Raw genomic sequence first — 16340 nt, 5'->3', positions numbered from 1 at the left:
GGATATTTTTCATTTTTTATTGCAGTATTTTCAGCTTGAAATTCTATTTTTTTTGCAGTATTCCCATTCATATAATAATTCCTCCTTGTATCCTATTCTTACGTCTCTTTTTAAGGCTTAGGAATATAGAGCATTCTTGAAAAACGAATTGCTTACAAGGTGCGCCACATCGTGTGTTCTTCTTCAAAGTTAATCAAAATCGAAAAATTCGCTAGTCATCAACCTGATGGATTTGTTAGCGCTCACAAAACTTTTTAATTGTATAGTAGTATATTTTAGTGATAATGGCGCTCAATATACAGACATCCTTAGGAGAACAATATAGAATAGAATTGTTAACTACTTCGTAATATTTCCAATAACTGTTTATTACTTTAATTGCTTCTTTCTAAAATTTTACTTTTAAAGGTAATCCCTGTAGGTGTGGCCGCAATTCCGCCTAAACCTGTCTCTCTTAATTCGCGAGCATCTGTCTTCCAACTCTATACATCGCTTCAATAACTTCGTCAGCATTAATGATATTGTTTACGCCAGCTAATGCGATGTCCGCTGCTACTAAAGCATTTTGAATAAAATTCCCTTCTGATCACACACCTTTCTTAAAGTAATCGTATCAGTTTGATATTTTCTCCAGAGGTAATAGATTATCTCTCGACGTCCTCATTATAACGTGTATTTTTATAACTTTAATATTTTTTTATTTTTAGAAAGACTGAATAAACAGAATTTTTGACGGATAATAAATTACACTTGGCATGTAGCAAGTGTGTCCATTGTTTGGAGCTGTATTAGTTAGTAGAAAAGCAAAAATAACACAGAGTTCCTTTGATTAACACATTGATTATATTGGGAACTCATGATAAAGATACTTATATTTTCCTTTGTTGAAACATCTTATTTTAGACGTGAAAGCTTTTGTAATAAATGATTAATGTAGATGGAGAGGAATGAATTAAGGAAATATTAAATCATTTTTCGTATAGTTATTTATTAATATTGCATTTATATATTTGCGTACTGAATTTGACCCCATAATTCATTTCTTAAAGTGTCTTCATGTAATTATTCAATTTTTAGGAGTAGCGATTGTAGGGATCGTAGAATCGTATTTCAAGAATGAATTAAATGAACCATCTTGTGTCGTTGCAGAACAGGTGGGAATATTATTAGAGAGAAATTTATAATTTGAACGGAAGGAATAAACCTCTTTGTAAAAGCAAAGAGGTTTATTTTTTTATGTGGACCGCAAACTAAAAAATAAATAAAAAACAAAATGGTTGCATTTTAAAATGTTATCTGGTATATTAATTGACATATCAATTATTGATATGTCAATTAATTGTGTGACAGGTTAGTAAAGGAGGAGTAAATTGACAAATTCGTGCTCAAAAGAAGCGATTATTCTATACAAATTACACTTTCTTAATAAAGAAGTGAGTTCGAAGTTTGAAGGTTGTACAGGTATGAGTCAATCTAGGCTGGAGCTTATACTTCAGTTATATGAGGTTGATGAGATTAGTCAAAAAGCACTTCAACAAGAAGTGAATATTGATAATGCTGCAGTTACAAGACATTTAAAGCAACTTGAGGAAAATGGAATGATTACAAGACGTAAAAATCCAGATGATAACAGGATTACTTTAGTTTCTCTTACGAAAGATGGACGAAATAAAGTTCATGCCTTTCAAGAAGAGAAAGAGCGCTTTGCGGCTACTGCGTTAAAAGGTTTAAGTGAAGAAGAGTGCGATAACCTTTTAAATATGCTAAATCGCATTGAAGCAAATATACAAGAAGTCTAAATATAAAATGGAAAAGGGAGATTACATCTATGAGTAACGTAACAAAAATAAATGATTTTACAGAAATTTTAACAGGACGTCGTTCGATTCGTAAGTACGATACAACTGTGAAAATCAGCAAAGAAGAAATGACAGAAATGTTAACAGAGGCAACGCTTGCACCATCTTCAGTAAACATGCAGCCTTGGCGTTTCCTTGTGATTGATAGTGAGGAAGGAAAAGCAACACTTGCACCACTTGCGAAATTCAACCAACTTCAAGTAGAAACATCATCAGCTATGATTGCGGTATTTGGTGATTTGCAAAACTTTGATAACGCGGAAGAAATTTATGGAACAGCAGTTGAACGTGGGCTTATGCCAGCTGAAGTGAAAGAAGATCAAATGCAAAAGCTTTCTGCGTATTTCTCTATGGTTTCACCAGAAGTGATGAGAGACACAGTTTTAATTGATGGTGGACTTGTATCAATGCAGCTTATGCTGACTGCACGTGCGTATGGATATGATACATGTCCAATTGGCGGCTTTGAAAAAGATCAAATCGCAGAGGCTTTCGGCTTAGAGAAAGATCGTTATGTACCAGTTATGTTAATTTCGATAGGAAAAGCAGCTGATAGTGGATACAAATCAGTTCGTCTGCCAATTGATAAAATTGCCCAGTGGAAGTAATTTAGAATACGAGAGGGGAAGCACGATGATTATCATTCACGCAGTGTTTCAAGTAGATCCAGCAAAACAACAAACATTTGTAGAAGAAATCAAACCACTCATTCATGCTTCAAGAGAAGAAAGTGGCAACGTATCATATCATTTATATAAAGATACGGAAAAAGAAAGTGTATATACAATGGTAGAGGTTTGGCAAGATGCAGAAGCGGTTGCTATTCATAACGAAAGTGAACACTTTACTTCTTTTGTTAAAAAAGCGAATCAGTTCTTAACTGCTCCTTTAGACATTCAGGTTTATGATGGACAACGAGTAAAATAATAAAATAGGTATTTAAAAAGATGATATGAAATTGGGTTTTCATATCATCTTTTTATGTTGTTTAGTATACTGAATATGTTTTTGAAAAATGTGATTTTTCTATATTTTATTGTGGAATAAGAGTGTATCATATATTCTTAAATGAGGGAATTGGTTTATTACTATATTGGAGAACAAAAGAGGGGGAAAAATGAAGACTTATGCAGATATTTTAATCGTTATTGATTTACAAAATGGTGTGTGTTATAGTGAAGAGCATTTATTTGATTTACAAAATCTACTTACAAAAGTAAATGATAGAATTGCTTTATACAGAGAATTACATAAACCAATCATTTTTGTTCAACACTGTGATGAAGAGTTGGTACCTGAAGAAGAATTATGGGCTATTCATGCTAATTTAGATGTTCAAGAACAAGATTTTTTTGTAAGAAAAATACATGCAAATTCTTTTTATAAAACGAATTTACAAAAACTTTTAGAAGAATTAAATGTAAAACGTATTGAATTTTGCGGAGCTCAAACAGAATACTGTATGGATGCGACAATTAAATTTGCTCATGGACTGGGCTACGAAAACTTTATGGTACAGAAAGCAACTTCTACTTTGAATAATCCATTTATGTCTGCAAAAGGGACGATTGATTTTTATGAGAATATATGGAACCATAGATTTTTAAAACTAATAGAAGATGAATTTTAAAATGAAGGGTTATATGAATGATTAACTGAGATTCATCAGTGAAAAAAAGAGTAACGATCTATCAGCGTAGCAAATAGATCGTTACTCTCTTTTTTATACATGTGGTGGATTGTATTTCTTCTTTTTCAATGTTTTTTGATAGGCATAAAGTTTGTTTACTTCCTCTTTAAACTGCCTGAAAAGTTCAGTGTTTTCCTGATCAGCATATCGTACAGTATTGTATACTTTTATAATCGTATCCACTTCAATAGAGATATCTTCCTCTGTCTGAATTCGCTCCATCCATGCGTTAACCGTTTCGCCGCGATTTCTGTTTAAAGGTGGTTTTAATTTCTTTTCTAGCTTGAAAATTTCTTTGCGAATGACGTTCGTTGGTGGGCGCGTCATTTTAGTTGTTTTTTGTAATATACCATCTTCTTGCATCACTGTACCAGGGTTATAAAATGATATATTTCCTAGGTGAAAGGATTTTCTCTTTTTATATAGCTTCCAAATTACAAATACAGCAATGATTCCAATGATTGAAGCAGTAACGGATTGAGCAACAAAAGGATCATATTCTCTTTCAGGGGGAGGGATCTCTGTAGTTGATCCTCCTAGCTTTTCTATCGCATCTGTAGCATCATTTGGATTTGTAATAGATAATAAAGCTTCAATATCATAACCAAAACCAAGTGCTACCCAGTAGAAAAGATACGAGAGTGCGATGCGTATATATGGAATAAATAAGAAGAATAGAAAACTCACTGTTCCGATTGCTGTGATAGATACAAAACGAATTGTTTTTTGACTTTTATTATAACTAGTAATCCAAAGTGACAGTAGAATAAATAAGGCGAATAAGCCTAGTACCCATAGAGAAGGTAACTTCATTAAATGAAGAAAATAAGAAATAACGAACCATAAAAAAGCACCTAGCATTTTATGGTATGCTGTTAGGTCTTCCCGTGCATGTGTGATGTAAAAGAAGAACGGGAGTAAGATAGAGCCAACGATAGAAAAGATAGAAAATACATAACAAAGTGTAACTTGTAGAATAAATAGTAAAATGAAAGCTCTTCGTTTATTAGTCTTCATTTTATGAATGGGAATCGTGCAAAGAAAGCTAATGACTAAAAAGAGGATGATGGGAATTGTTCTACCTTGCTCCGTTAATAGAGAAAGAAGGAGTAAGAGAAGAAAATCATTAACGTAATGGAGCCATGTTTTCAAGTTGTTCCACCATCCCTTCATCCGTAATCAGATACATTTGTTGCTTCATATTTGGTACGTCCTCTTTTCGTATTCCTATAAAGAATAGAATGGAAGAGCGTTCTTTTTTTCTATCCAAATAGTGAAGGAAGCTTTCACGAGGAAGCAATGTACTGTCCTCGGAAATACGGGCAAGCTCTTCTAAAGCTTTTGCATAGTGTAAGTGCCCGTCATTTAATGAAAGGTATAAAGGTCCATCTTCAGTAAAGATACTAACAAACAATTCAAAGGGAATCTGTCTTTCAGTTGCGAACTGACACAAATAAGATGTGTAAGAAATAAGATCTTCAATATTTTCTCTCCAGCCAAATCCGCGATCTGCTCCTAAGTAAAGGGATATTGTCCAACTATAATTTTTGATTGCTTCATATTGTTTGGCTTGTAACGCTTGCATTTTAGCAGATGCTTTCCAATGAATACTTCGAAAAGATTCCCTCTCATATTTCTTTATACCAACAATGGAAGATTCATCATGAAAATAAGAAAAGTTTGTTTTATAAGTACCGATTGCTAGTTGATGTATCTCCTGTAACCCTGCAACACGCTTTAAAGTAGGATAAACGATAATTTCAGTCTTCAATTTATCGACAATAGGCAGATGAACTTGAATGATATGAAATGGATCACCGATCATACATTCAAATTGTTCAATTTTAAAAACACCACGCTTTGTAGCCGTAAAAGATAGTCCCCATTTTTGTTCTGACTTTGCAGGCTGTGAAAAGCGGAAGGAAAATAACGTTTTAGATATTTGCTCAACACTAGTTGCCTTATTTAGTATTAGGCTTGAATTGATATGTAAAAAGCAAGTGCCATTCACTAAAGGAAGTTTCGCTTTGTTTTGTAAATGAATCGATAAACTGCCTGTTTCATCAGGAAATAAGCGTGTTGTTTGTTTTTTATCGATAATTTGAAAATGCTTATCTATGTATGCTGTATAACGATAAATAAAATAAGCAAATAAATAATAAAACAAAAAGGGGACAACTAAATATGAATTTGTTACATAGAACGCTAGAAACAAAGCAACTGGAATTGTTAGTTTAATAATGTGATGCTGGAAAAATAATGGAACGGTTACAATGCGTGTATAATTCATGATTGCTCAATCTCCACAGGAACGTCTACTTCCGCTAAAATAATTTCAATTAACTTCTGTTTCGTCGTGCGCAGAGCACCTTCCATTGATAAAATAAGACGATGTTTCCATACGTAAGGAAGTAAGAATTGTATATCTTCAGGCGTACAGTATTCACGACCATGTAAAAATGCTAATGCTTGTACCGCCCTGACTAAGGCAAGTGTTGCACGAGGACTGACACCGTTGGCGATATAGTCATGATTACGCGTAGCGTTAGCGAGCTGAATGATATAGAGCTCTAACGGTTCAGATACGTGTATTTCTTTTGCTTTTTGTTGCATTTGCAAAATTTCCTCTAACGTTATAACGGGAAGAATATTCTCTAAAGGTTTGTTATTTCGAAAACGGCGCATCATTTTTAGTTCATCTTCTAAAGAAGGATAGCCAATTGAAATGGTCATTAAAAAACGATCGAGCTGTGCATCTGGAAGAGGGAAAGTCCCTTGGGATTCAATTGGATTTTGCGTCGCAATGACAAAGAAAGGTTTAGGAAGAGGCGTGGACTGTTTTTCGAGTGTGACTTGGCGCTCTTCCATTGCTTCTAATAAACTAGATTGTGTTCTAGGCATAGCTCGGTTGATTTCATCCGCTAGTAATATATTTGTCATAACGGGACCGAATCTTAATTCAAATTCACTCGTTTTAGGATTAAAGTATTCAATTCCTGTCACATCACTTGGAAGCACATCAGGAGTAAATTGAACACGAGAAAAATCGCCACCAATACTTTTTGCAATTGTTTTCGCTAGTAATGTCTTTCCTGTTCCAGGTACATCTTCAAGTAACACATGCCCACCCGCAAGTAATGAAACAAGGAGTAAATCAACCACGTTTTCTTTCCCGACAAAAACAGAACTTATACTTTCTTTTAATGTATGTATCATATGTATCATCCTTTCAAAAAATAGGAAATCACATTTGTTATATTTTAACAAATTTTTCTGAAAATTAATATAATAATATTTTTGTATAGAATAAATATAAAATTTTTAAGAATCACTTCATTTTCAGTTGTATTTATTTGGAATACGATATACAATATCGATACACGATGTATCGTAAGTCGATATATCATATATCAATGTATCGGAGGTAGTTATAATGAGTGTGAAAGCACAGAAATATATTCCATTAACAGAGGCAACGTATTATATTTTGTTGTCATTAGTAAAGCCTATGCATGGCTATGGGATTATGCAGATGGTAGAAGAAATGACGAATGGAGAAGTAAAGCTTGGACCGGGTACGTTATACGGGAACACGACAAAGTTATTGAAAGAAAAACTAATTGTAGAAGTAGCATCTACAGATCGAAAGAAATGTTACGTGTTAACTCCGTTTGGTAAAGAAGTACTGGAGCTTGAATTTAAAAGATTACAACGTTCTGTTCAAAATGGAAGAAATATTTTAGAAGAGGGGATGTAACATGGAAGATAAGAAGACGTTTAAATTTTTTGCAGCGTGGAACCTAGAAAAAGAAGAGGCGTATTTAAGAAAGATGCATCAAGAAGGCTGGGCGTTCCAAAAGTACAATTTTATGTACACATTCAAGAAAACGGAGCCGAAAGATGTTGTTTATAAAGCTGATTTCAAACTAGATAATCGAAATTCACAAATGAATCAAAAAGAATACATTGAAATCTATGAGATGTCTGGCTGGAAGCATGTAACAAGCTTTACGAAATGGCATTATTTTTGCAAAGAAGTAGATGATGATAATGAATTACCTGATATTTATTCTGAAAAAGAAACGAAGATTGAAAAAATGATGGATTTAATGAGATTCCTTGCACTTATCCTTGCTCTTATGATACCAGGGATATATTTGAACTATTTAGGGCCTTCGGTCAATAGTCCTATTTGGATGAAACTTATTCTAGGGCTTTGCGGGTGTATAGATTTGTATATATTAATGAGGTTGTTTTGGAAGATACGAGAATTAAAAAAAGAAGTTTTGTGAACGACGCGGTTTCAAAACAAAGTACAGTTTCATTTCACTGATTGTATGTGACTATTGGATCCATTTATCCATCCATGCTACTACATATCATAGTAGATTTACTTGTACTTGTTCGATTATTTGTATTGAAGGGGAAAGTAATTTTACAGAGAATTTAAAGAATACATGTAGAATGGAAATAAAAAACGCTGCTTAAAAAACAAGCAGCGTTTTTTATGAGAAAGATTGATTTTGAGCGGGTTTAATAAACTGCTCTGGATTTTCAACTAGTCCACATACAGCACATTGTACACGGTATGTAGGTCCTTGATATGCCATATGAAAAGCGTTCATTGTTTCGTTTGTATATTCTTCTTCAACTTGTCCTGTTTGTGGATTTAATTTGACTGGTTTGACTTGTTGCTCAAGAATATTAAAGCGTGTCCGATTGGTTTTGCAACTTGGGCAAAGCATTGGTTCCATATGTATACACCTCCATTTGTAGCATTTCTTTATAGGAAGAAATTTATTCAAAAGTAAAAGGTATTGATGTAAAAGTAGTTGTTTTTAACTATTTCTTCCAAAAAGTTTCTCAATATAAATCATCGATTGTTATATTTAAAATTCAGAAAAAATAAAATATAATCAATGTATGAGCTGGTTATGTCCAAACCAATCTCCTGTTTTATGCCAATATGTTTGAGGCCGAGAAATCGGCCTTTTTTTTTGTTTACAATTATGAATACCGTAAACAAGGTTTTCTATCTCCTTTGTCGAATTTTTAAAAGAGAATTTGAAAGGGGGATTACAATGAACTTAAAAATGAAATATGTCATTTTATATGTAGATCGATATGAAGAATGTCTTCGATTTTATAAAGAGATTTTACGCTTACCAATAAAAGAGAAACATGGTACATACATTGAGTTTGATACCGGGGCAACAATTTTAGCAATGAATAGTAGAGAGGATGTATGAGAGTTAACGGGATTATCCATTCCAAATGGTGCACTAGAATCCTCTCATTTTGAAATTGGATTTGTTGTGGATGATGTTAATGAAACAATTTCGGGATTAAGAGAACAAGGTGTAAAAGTATTGGTGGAGCCAATCACGAAACCATGGGGGCAGACGATTGCTTATGTGTCTGATCCAGATGGAAATTACATCGAAATTTGCAGCTCATTAGAGTAGAGGGAGAAAAGAGAATGGGGTTTCCAATTTTAGAAACAGAGCGTTTAAAATTACGAGAATTAACACTATTAGACGCTGAAACAATGTTTCATTATTTTGAGAAGGAATCTGTTATCCGTTATTTTGGTATGGACTCGTTTCAAGATATGGAACAGGTGAAAAGTACGATTCAAAACTTTAGAAAAAGATATGAAGAAGGAAATGTCATTCGCTGGGGAATAGAGTTAAAAGGAACAAATCAATTAATCGGTACATGTGGATTTCATTTAATGAATCCAAATCATAAAAGAGCCGAAATTGGCTATGAATTAGATGATACATATTGGGGAAAAGGTTATGCATCTGAGGCAATGCAGGCAATTCTTACATATGGATTTGAAACGATGCAGCTCATAAGAATCGCAGCAGTTGTTTATACAGAAAATGAAGCTTCACATCGGTTATTGAAAAGGGCTGGATTTCAAGAGGAAGGATTACTTCGAAAATATATGACTCAAAATGGTGTAGCTCATGATACGGTAATTTATTCGTTACTAAAAGAAGAATGGCAAGGATAGTATTTTGAAAAAATTAATAGAACTCATTTCAAAAAATATAAGTAATCGATTTATCTTAGGAATAGATGGATTAAGTCGTTCGGGGAAAACAACATTGGTAAAGCAGCTAGAAGACGAATTGAAACAAAAAGGTATTCCATTTCATATTTTTCATATTGATGATTATATTGTGGAGCGTAGCAAGCGCTATAATACGAAACATGAAGAATGGTATGAGTATTATCAACTACAATGGGATGTGGAATGGTTGCAAAAGCAGTTGTTTCAAAAATTAAAGATGGAAAACCAGCTACATCTACCGTTCTATAATCATCAAACGGATTCATGTGAAACGAAAGAGGTAATTATACCGAATTCTTGTGTAATCGTAATAGAAGGTGTCTTTATTCAGCGGAAAAAATGGCGAAAATACTTTGATTATATGGTGTACTTGGATTGTCCAAGAGAACAAAGGTTTCTTCGTGAAAGTGAGGAGACACAAAAAAATCGCGCCAAGTTTGAACGGAGATATTGGAAAGCGGAGGAGTTTTATTTAAAAACAGAATTTCCAAAGCAAAATGCTGATCTAGTTTTAAATGGATAGAGCCCACACCCATCAACCAAGAAATGAGAAATATCCCCAAAACGAGAATTTAGCACATTTTCAGCCTCAGAATGCTAGTTCTTTCGTTTTGGAGGATTAGATTTTTCAATGTAACAAAAAACATTGGATTAATTCCAGTGTTTTTTGTTTTCCTATCCATTCATAAGAACATGAAAACTTTATATATACAAAATATTTTTGGTTCGAAGAAGATAATTTACATATGTCGAATTATTTATTGTTATGGCAAATTAGTTAAAGTGAGGTTATATGATTCGATTCATTATGGAAAGAGATGCAGAACCTTTTTTACAATTGTGCAGAAAGATTGATGAAGAAACGGAATTTATGTTATTTGAGGAAGGGGAAAGAGCTACTACAATTGAACAACAACAAAATATGATCAAAAAAATATCTCAATCTTCTAATTCAGCTATTTTTGTTGCTGAGACTGAAAATAATTTAGTAGGATATTTGATGGCAATTGGTAGTAAACCAAAAAGAACTAGACATAGTGTTTATATTGTTGCAGGTGTAACACATAAAAATATTGGAAAAGGAATTGGAACCCAGTTATTTAAAGAACTTGAAAATTGGGCAAAAGTGATTGGTGTAATTCGATTAGAGTTGACGGAATAAAAAAAGCTTCTTGTATGATTGATGGGAACTTAGTTGATAGTTATTACATGTCTAAGATTTTGAAATACATCTAAAATGATTGTTCTTTACATTTATTTATGAGAATTAAGCTCATTTTCTCTTTTTAAAGTACAACTTATTTTTAACTTGATGGCGATGAGGTAGAGTTTAAGAATGAATATAATTGGAGGGGAAAATGATGAAGGGAACTAAAAAGGAGATACAAACAAACGACAAAGTGATTCGTTATACACATATAGAAACGGGTTCTAAAACGATTTGCTTTATGTTTTCAGGTTCAGGTTACAATTACGATAAACCCTTGTTTTATTATTCGACGATGTTAATGCTCCAAAACAAAATCGATATTGTCCATATTCATTACTCCTATGATGAGCAAACAATGAAAAAAACGATTGAAGAAATAACAAAAATAATGATGGATGATATTAATCCTGTGATTTTAGATGTTTTAAAAAATGGGCAATACAACAATTCGATTTTTTTAGGGAAATCACTCGGAACAATTCCAATTGCGAATGACTTAATGAAGAGAGATGAATTCTTAAAGTCAAAAATGATTTTATTCACCCCTCTAATAAATTTTGATTCGATTTTTGACTCAATCTTGAATAGTCATCATGAAGGGATTTTAGTTATCGGGGATAAAGACCATTATTACAGTGCAAATCAAATTGACCAATTAAGTAAATCAAATGTAACGATTGATGTTATCCAAAATGCAAACCATTCCCTAAATGTTGGAGAATTTGAAACAACAAATTCAATTTTAGCTTTATCAAGGGTAATGGAAAAACTCCAAGAAACCGTTAGGACAAATTAGTGATCAATTGATATTATTAAAAGTTCACCAATTTGGGTGCTAATTTAATTGCTAAAATAAATGCAAGAGAGGTGCTAATTGCACCTCTTTTTACATGGTTGTTTTTCATTTTTTATTTCAAATTCGAACCCGTTATGGAAAACAAGTGGCGTTTTCTATTGGTTTAAGAAAGGTATTTAGAAACAGAGCGTTTAATATTGTGGGAATTAACATTATTAGACGCAGAAACAATATGTGATTATTTTGAGAAAGAATTTGTTATTCGTTATTTCGGGATGGATTCTTTTCAAAACATGGAACAAGTGAAAAATACAATTCAGGCATTTAGAAAAAGATATGAAGGAGGAAGTGTTATTCGCTGGGGGATCACATTAAAAGGAATGAATCAATAAATTGGTACATGTGGATTTCATTTAATCAATCAAAATCATAAACGGGCTGAGATTGGTCATGAACTAGATGATACATATTGGGGAAAAGGCTATGCATCTGAGGCATTGCAAGCAATTCTTACATATGGATTTGAAACAATGCAGTTCATAAGAATCGTCCGAAGTTTGAATGAAGATATTGGAAAGCGGAGGGTTTTTATTTGAAAAAGGAATGCCCAAAGCAAAATGCTGTTGTAGTTATAAAAGGATAGCTCTTAATAATGAATATAATAATAGTTACAAAAAAGCTAGCAAATGCTAGCTTTTTTGTATTGCTGATATCTATACCTTTTTAATACGACGAGACATAATACCAATTTTTCTCGATTTTCTTGATTTCTTTAAATTCGCTATTAAAATCAGATTTGTTTGGTTTTACATCATTTGGTGTATAAATAAGCCCTGAAAAATTATCTAATATACCTCGATAAGTAAAGAAGAAAACTGAGGTACCATTTTTGCTATGTTGTATAAGTACATCTCCACCGCCTTTTGAAGTAGTTGCAAATTGTTTAGGTAAGTGAATTTGTCTATTATCATGATTTACATTAGGAGTTAATTCTTTGCGATTGATAAGCTCTACAACTTCTGTACGGTTCTCTTTGTAGATTATAAAATCTAATTTTAGATAGATGAGTGTAAATGGTGTGCATAGCCAAATAATTATTATCATTATTTGAGTAATAAAAGGTTTCCAGCTTTTATATTTGATAACATGAATAACTGTCAGGATTAATATTATGAAAAAACCTCCATGAAGGATTATCGATAAAAAAGGCATAGCAAATGGAGTAAGAACTTCAACTAAATACCATTGTAAAAAGTGATAAAAGATAAGAATGAGACCGTTTATTATTGTAATTTTTGTTAAGTTTTTATTCATATTCTGTATGCCCTTTCAATTCCGAAAAATATATAATTTTAGCGGGAATCTTTTGAATTATTATATTTCTATTGTATTATATTATAAATTAAATATATAGTAAAAAAAGATAGATAAGGCAGAAATATTTTCTGCCTTATCTATCTTTTTGTTTTTATATACAGTGTAATATCTTAAAAACAATGTCATTAGCAAATAGTTTATAAATTTTCTTGAACTGTAGTGCTTTAATTCATGCGTTTTTTTCTTGAATCACTTAAAATTCTGAAATTATAGAAGGTTAAATTCGATATTTGTAGAATTTAAAATAGTAACAAAATAAGGAGGGGTAAAATGGAAGTTTTACATGTAACAAGTAGAAAAAGAGAAACATATGACGTTCAAGTAAAGCATTCGATACTTTTCGAATGCGCTCTTGGAATTGCAGCAATTACGAATACAAGGTTGATTGATACGTTAGAAAAATCTCGAAATGAATGGGAAGAGATGAGACAATCCGTATCGGTAGAAATGCAAGAGCATTTACATTTTGTAGAGAAACATAATACGTGGAAAGCGTTACTGCAACTACTATATCAAGAAGATTTTCAAGATTTATATGAGTTTACTCAGTATATCAATTCGTTGTCAGAATTTGAATTAAAGTATATATGCATTCCATTTGTCGGCTATAAATATGAAGAAAAGAGAAAGAATGCAGCAAATGGCGATATGGAAGCAGTACAGGAATTACAAGAAGTAACGAGCAACAATCCATTTTTCCCTACTTATATCGATTTTATTTATGAAGTGGATATACAGTTACTTAAAGATCACCTTATCGCTGTTATGACAGGCTGGTATGAAGCTATTATAGAACCGGAAGTAGAAAAGCTATCACGCATACTAAAACAAGACTATAAAACAAAACGTGAAATGAAGGAAAAGATGCAAGCCGAAGAATTTGTTGAATGGGCAACAGGTGGTGTTACATATTTTCCAGAGCCAAGTGTACATCATGTTTTGCTGATCCCGCAATATACGTATCGGCCTTGGAACATTGAAGCGGATATAGAGGATACAAAAATATTTCATTATCCAATCGCCAATGAAAGCATACATCCGGAAGATCCATATGAGCCAAGTTATTTTTTAGTCCATAAACATAAGGCGCTTGGTGATGAAGCAAGATTGCGCATCGTAAAATTATTGTTTGAAAAAGATCGTACATTGCAGGAGATAACGGAACAATTAAATCTTGGAAAATCGACCATTCATCATCATTTGAAAATTTTAAGATCAGCGAAGTTAGTTGATATTCAAGGTGCTAAGTATACGTTGAAGAAGAAGGCGGTAGAGGCTATTTCGAAAGAATTAGAAATCTATTTAACTCGTTCGTTATGAAATTACACATCAAAAGGTAATAACATTTTACCTTGATAGAATACGCACAATAGGAGGAGAACGAAAAAGAAAAGTTGGTGCAAAATGGAGAAAAGTATGTTAAAAAATCGATCGTTTTTCTTTATGTGGATTGGGAGTGCGATTTCTGAATTAGGCGGTGCATTTGGTACGTTATGCAATTCAATTCTCATTTACCAATTAACAGGATCGAAAATGGCCTTAGGAAGTATGTGGCTCCTTTACTTTATTCCATCACTTCTCTTGCAACTTGTGAGTGGGCCTTTTATTGATATGTGGAGCCGAAAGTGGATTATGATTATAGCCCAGTGGGTACGTGGACTCGCTTTTTTACTTCCTCTATTCATGGTGACTGCTGAAAGTATAGAGGCATGGCATATTTTTGTTGTACAAATTATAGTTGGTTTGATCACACCACTTTATGTACCAGCTAATCAAGCGATTACACCAACAATTGTATCTAAAGAAGAATTGCAAACAGCGAATGCGTATATTGATGGAATGGTTCGTCTTATGATGTTTTTAGCCCCTGTATTAGGGGGAGTTGTTGTTGAGTTTATAGGAGTAAAGCTAACTTTATTTTTCGTCTGCTTATTTCTATTTATAAGTGGTACTTTACTGCTATTTATACAGGAGCACAGAGTTACTCAAGAAGTTCGTAAAAGCTGGTTCAAGCAATCTATTGAAGGATTCACGTATTATTTCAAACAGCCCATTATCGTTTGGTTAGGTGTTTTTCTTACATTTGTTCAATTTGGAGTCGGAGTAACGATGGTTACGAATTTACCGTATATAATCGATGATCTATCAGCAAATTACGCTGCGTATGGCTATTTTTTAGCAGGTTTTCCTTTTGGGTATGTAATCGGTTCTATGCTAGTAGGAAAAGTGAAGTATAATAGTCGGCGCTATCTTATGCTTGGGGCGTTATTCATAGGAGGCGCAACTTATGTTTCATTAGGTCTCAATTATAGCGTTATGTTAGCAGTCATTATCGAAGTTGTAGCGGGCGTATGTATGGCGTTTTTTAATGTTCACAATACGACCATATGCCAGCAAACAGTGCCAAATGAAATGATGGGAAAAGTGTTTTCGGTACGATTATTTTTCATAAGATGTGCGATGCCATTAGGTACTTTAGTTGGAGGGATATTGAGTGAAATATGGGGAGTAAGGGCGCTGTATATTGGTATAGGATCAATTATATGTGTGACGTCTTTCGTTGGAATCATGCTGCCATACTTCAAATTTCTCGATGAATCGATTCAAGAAAAATCCGCTTAAATATTTTAATTGAAAATAATTATCATAATCAATTATAATAAAAGAATACTAGAAATATTTACATACAAAGGGAGTGGGATCTATGTTTATCGAAACAAAAACATTTACAGTAAAAGAAGGTACTTCGGATCTTGTTGTGCAACATTTTACTGGAGAAGGAATCATTGAAAAATTTGAAGGATTTATCGATTTAAGCGTTCTTGTTAAAAAGGTGAGAAGAGGGGACGAAGAAGTTGTTGTAATGATTCGCTGGGAATCAGAAGAAGCATGGAAAAACTGGGAAACAAGTGAAGAGCACTTAGCAGGACATAGAGCAAGCCGCGGGAAGCCGAAGCCGGATCATATTATTCAAGTAGAGCATGCGGTTTATTATGTGAAGTCATCGAAATCTGCGTATCAGCAGTCGTAATCAAAAAAGGAAATAAATTTTGTGAAATATAAGACATGGAAGTGTCATAAAGTTTTTTTAATATCAATGTCTTGTTTATAATATATGAAAAAGTACATCACATGATATGTAGTGGTGTACTTTTTTATTTGATTGGTACGTGTAAATGTTTAAAGAAACACAAATAATATTAAACATGTAAACAACATGAGGGAATGTCCTTTAGAGACTCACTCTTAACTTGCTGGTGATTATAAATATCACCAGTATTTTTAAAAAGTTACGTTAAGCAAAATAGACATGAAATGATACTTCT

18 protein-coding genes and 4 pseudogenes are annotated in these 16340 nt (G+C 33.0%); 16 read left to right on the top strand and 6 right to left on the bottom strand.

Annotation, left to right across the window (positions count from 1 at the left end):
• Nucleotides 1-374: 374 nt before the first annotated feature.
• Nucleotides 375-565, bottom strand: a pseudogene (locus LOK41_RS23820) (L-serine ammonia-lyase, iron-sulfur-dependent, subunit alpha); the annotation flags it as partial.
• A gap of 445 nt (nucleotides 566-1010) precedes the next feature.
• Between LOK41_RS23820 and LOK41_RS23815 the strand changes: the two are divergent.
• The 5 genes from LOK41_RS23815 (at nucleotide 1011) to LOK41_RS23795 (ending at nucleotide 3489) form a co-directional block, all read left to right on the top strand.
• Nucleotides 1011-1184, top strand: a complete 174-nt coding sequence (locus LOK41_RS23815; protein ID WP_241818574.1) for a hypothetical protein — start codon at nucleotides 1011-1013, stop codon at nucleotides 1182-1184.
• 186 nt (nucleotides 1185-1370) lie between these two features.
• On the top strand, nucleotides 1371-1799 hold the full coding sequence (locus LOK41_RS23810) for a MarR family winged helix-turn-helix transcriptional regulator (RefSeq protein WP_241818573.1): 429 nt from the start codon (nucleotides 1371-1373) through the stop codon (nucleotides 1797-1799).
• A gap of 29 nt (nucleotides 1800-1828) precedes the next feature.
• Nucleotides 1829-2467: a nitroreductase family protein gene (locus LOK41_RS23805; RefSeq protein ID WP_241818572.1), complete on the top strand. Its 639-nt coding sequence runs from the start codon at nucleotides 1829-1831 to the stop codon at nucleotides 2465-2467.
• A 25-nt stretch (nucleotides 2468-2492) separates the two neighbouring features.
• A complete protein-coding gene (locus LOK41_RS23800) occupies nucleotides 2493-2786 on the top strand; it encodes a putative quinol monooxygenase (protein WP_241818571.1) in 294 nt (97 codons plus the stop codon).
• 190 nt (nucleotides 2787-2976) lie between these two features.
• Nucleotides 2977-3489, top strand: a complete 513-nt coding sequence (locus tag LOK41_RS23795) for a cysteine hydrolase family protein (protein WP_241818570.1) — start codon at nucleotides 2977-2979, stop codon at nucleotides 3487-3489.
• Between the two features lie 93 nt (nucleotides 3490-3582).
• Here the strand turns inward: LOK41_RS23795 and LOK41_RS23790 are convergent, their stop codons facing one another.
• From LOK41_RS23790 to LOK41_RS23780, 3 genes are read right to left on the bottom strand one after another with little or no spacing between them, the layout of a single operon-like run.
• On the bottom strand, nucleotides 3583-4701 hold the full coding sequence (locus tag LOK41_RS23790) for a DUF4018 domain-containing protein (protein WP_241818569.1): 1119 nt from the start codon (nucleotides 4699-4701) through the stop codon (nucleotides 3583-3585).
• Nucleotides 4676-5839 (bottom strand): DUF58 domain-containing protein, encoded by a 1164-nt coding sequence (locus tag LOK41_RS23785; protein WP_241818568.1) that lies wholly within the window; start codon nucleotides 5837-5839, stop codon nucleotides 4676-4678. Before LOK41_RS23785 ends, LOK41_RS23790 begins: the two co-directional genes overlap by 26 nt.
• Complete coding sequence (locus LOK41_RS23780) at nucleotides 5836-6765, bottom strand: AAA family ATPase (protein ID WP_241818567.1); 930 nt, start codon at nucleotides 6763-6765, stop codon at nucleotides 5836-5838. The genes LOK41_RS23785 and LOK41_RS23780 overlap by 4 nt, the downstream gene beginning before the upstream one ends.
• Before the next feature lie 217 nt (nucleotides 6766-6982).
• On the opposite strand from LOK41_RS23780, the gene LOK41_RS23775 reads away from it, so the two are divergent.
• Both LOK41_RS23775 and LOK41_RS23770 read left to right on the top strand, forming a co-directional pair.
• Nucleotides 6983-7306: a PadR family transcriptional regulator gene (locus LOK41_RS23775; protein WP_241818566.1), complete on the top strand. Its 324-nt coding sequence runs from the start codon at nucleotides 6983-6985 to the stop codon at nucleotides 7304-7306.
• A 1-nt stretch (nucleotide 7307) separates the two neighbouring features.
• The gene (locus LOK41_RS23770) at nucleotides 7308-7841 is read left to right on the top strand and encodes a DUF2812 domain-containing protein (RefSeq protein WP_241818565.1); all 534 of its coding nucleotides are present in this window, start codon (nucleotides 7308-7310) and stop codon (nucleotides 7839-7841) included.
• A gap of 213 nt (nucleotides 7842-8054) precedes the next feature.
• Here the strand turns inward: LOK41_RS23770 and LOK41_RS23765 are convergent, their stop codons facing one another.
• Nucleotides 8055-8303, bottom strand: coding sequence for a hypothetical protein (locus tag LOK41_RS23765; RefSeq protein ID WP_000433610.1), 249 nt, complete (start codon nucleotides 8301-8303; stop codon nucleotides 8055-8057).
• Nucleotides 8304-8630: 327 nt separating this feature from the next.
• On the opposite strand from LOK41_RS23765, the pseudogene LOK41_RS23760 reads away from it, so the two are divergent.
• The 6 genes and pseudogenes from LOK41_RS23760 to LOK41_RS23735 all read left to right on the top strand — a co-directional run.
• Nucleotides 8631-9014, top strand: a pseudogene (locus LOK41_RS23760) (VOC family protein).
• Nucleotides 9015-9028: 14 nt separating this feature from the next.
• Nucleotides 9029-9571, top strand: coding sequence for a GNAT family N-acetyltransferase (locus LOK41_RS23755; RefSeq protein WP_241818564.1), 543 nt, complete (start codon nucleotides 9029-9031; stop codon nucleotides 9569-9571).
• A 4-nt stretch (nucleotides 9572-9575) separates the two neighbouring features.
• Nucleotides 9576-10154, top strand: a complete 579-nt coding sequence (locus LOK41_RS23750; protein ID WP_241818563.1) for a kinase — start codon at nucleotides 9576-9578, stop codon at nucleotides 10152-10154.
• Between the two features lie 270 nt (nucleotides 10155-10424).
• Nucleotides 10425-10867, top strand: a pseudogene (locus LOK41_RS23745) (N-acetyltransferase family protein).
• A 125-nt stretch (nucleotides 10868-10992) separates the two neighbouring features.
• Complete coding sequence (locus LOK41_RS23740; protein ID WP_241818562.1) at nucleotides 10993-11637, top strand: alpha/beta family hydrolase; 645 nt, start codon at nucleotides 10993-10995, stop codon at nucleotides 11635-11637.
• A gap of 194 nt (nucleotides 11638-11831) precedes the next feature.
• Nucleotides 11832-12185 (top strand): annotated as a pseudogene (locus tag LOK41_RS23735) (GNAT family N-acetyltransferase); the annotation flags it as partial.
• A 175-nt stretch (nucleotides 12186-12360) separates the two neighbouring features.
• Here LOK41_RS23735 and LOK41_RS23730 read toward each other — a convergent pair.
• Complete coding sequence (locus LOK41_RS23730) at nucleotides 12361-12951, bottom strand: hypothetical protein (protein WP_241818561.1); 591 nt, start codon at nucleotides 12949-12951, stop codon at nucleotides 12361-12363.
• 333 nt (nucleotides 12952-13284) lie between these two features.
• On the opposite strand from LOK41_RS23730, the gene LOK41_RS23725 reads away from it, so the two are divergent.
• The 3 genes from LOK41_RS23725 (at nucleotide 13285) to LOK41_RS23715 (ending at nucleotide 16045) form a co-directional block, all read left to right on the top strand.
• Nucleotides 13285-14334, top strand: a complete 1050-nt coding sequence (locus LOK41_RS23725) for an ArsR/SmtB family transcription factor (protein ID WP_241818560.1) — start codon at nucleotides 13285-13287, stop codon at nucleotides 14332-14334.
• A gap of 84 nt (nucleotides 14335-14418) precedes the next feature.
• Nucleotides 14419-15636 carry an MFS transporter gene (locus LOK41_RS23720; RefSeq protein WP_241818559.1) on the top strand — a complete coding sequence of 406 codons (1218 nt, stop codon included), beginning with the start codon at nucleotides 14419-14421 and terminating at the stop codon, nucleotides 15634-15636.
• 82 nt (nucleotides 15637-15718) lie between these two features.
• Nucleotides 15719-16045 (top strand): antibiotic biosynthesis monooxygenase family protein, encoded by a 327-nt coding sequence (locus LOK41_RS23715; protein ID WP_241818558.1) that lies wholly within the window; start codon nucleotides 15719-15721, stop codon nucleotides 16043-16045.
• Nucleotides 16046-16340 lie beyond the last annotated feature (295 nt).

It is taken from the genome of Bacillus sp. TL12, assembly GCF_022625245.1.
Taxonomy (GTDB): domain Bacteria; phylum Bacillota; class Bacilli; order Bacillales; family Bacillaceae_G; genus Bacillus_A.
The sequence above is the reverse complement of the archived record's forward strand: the minus strand, read 5'-3'. Positions and strand labels throughout refer to the sequence as shown.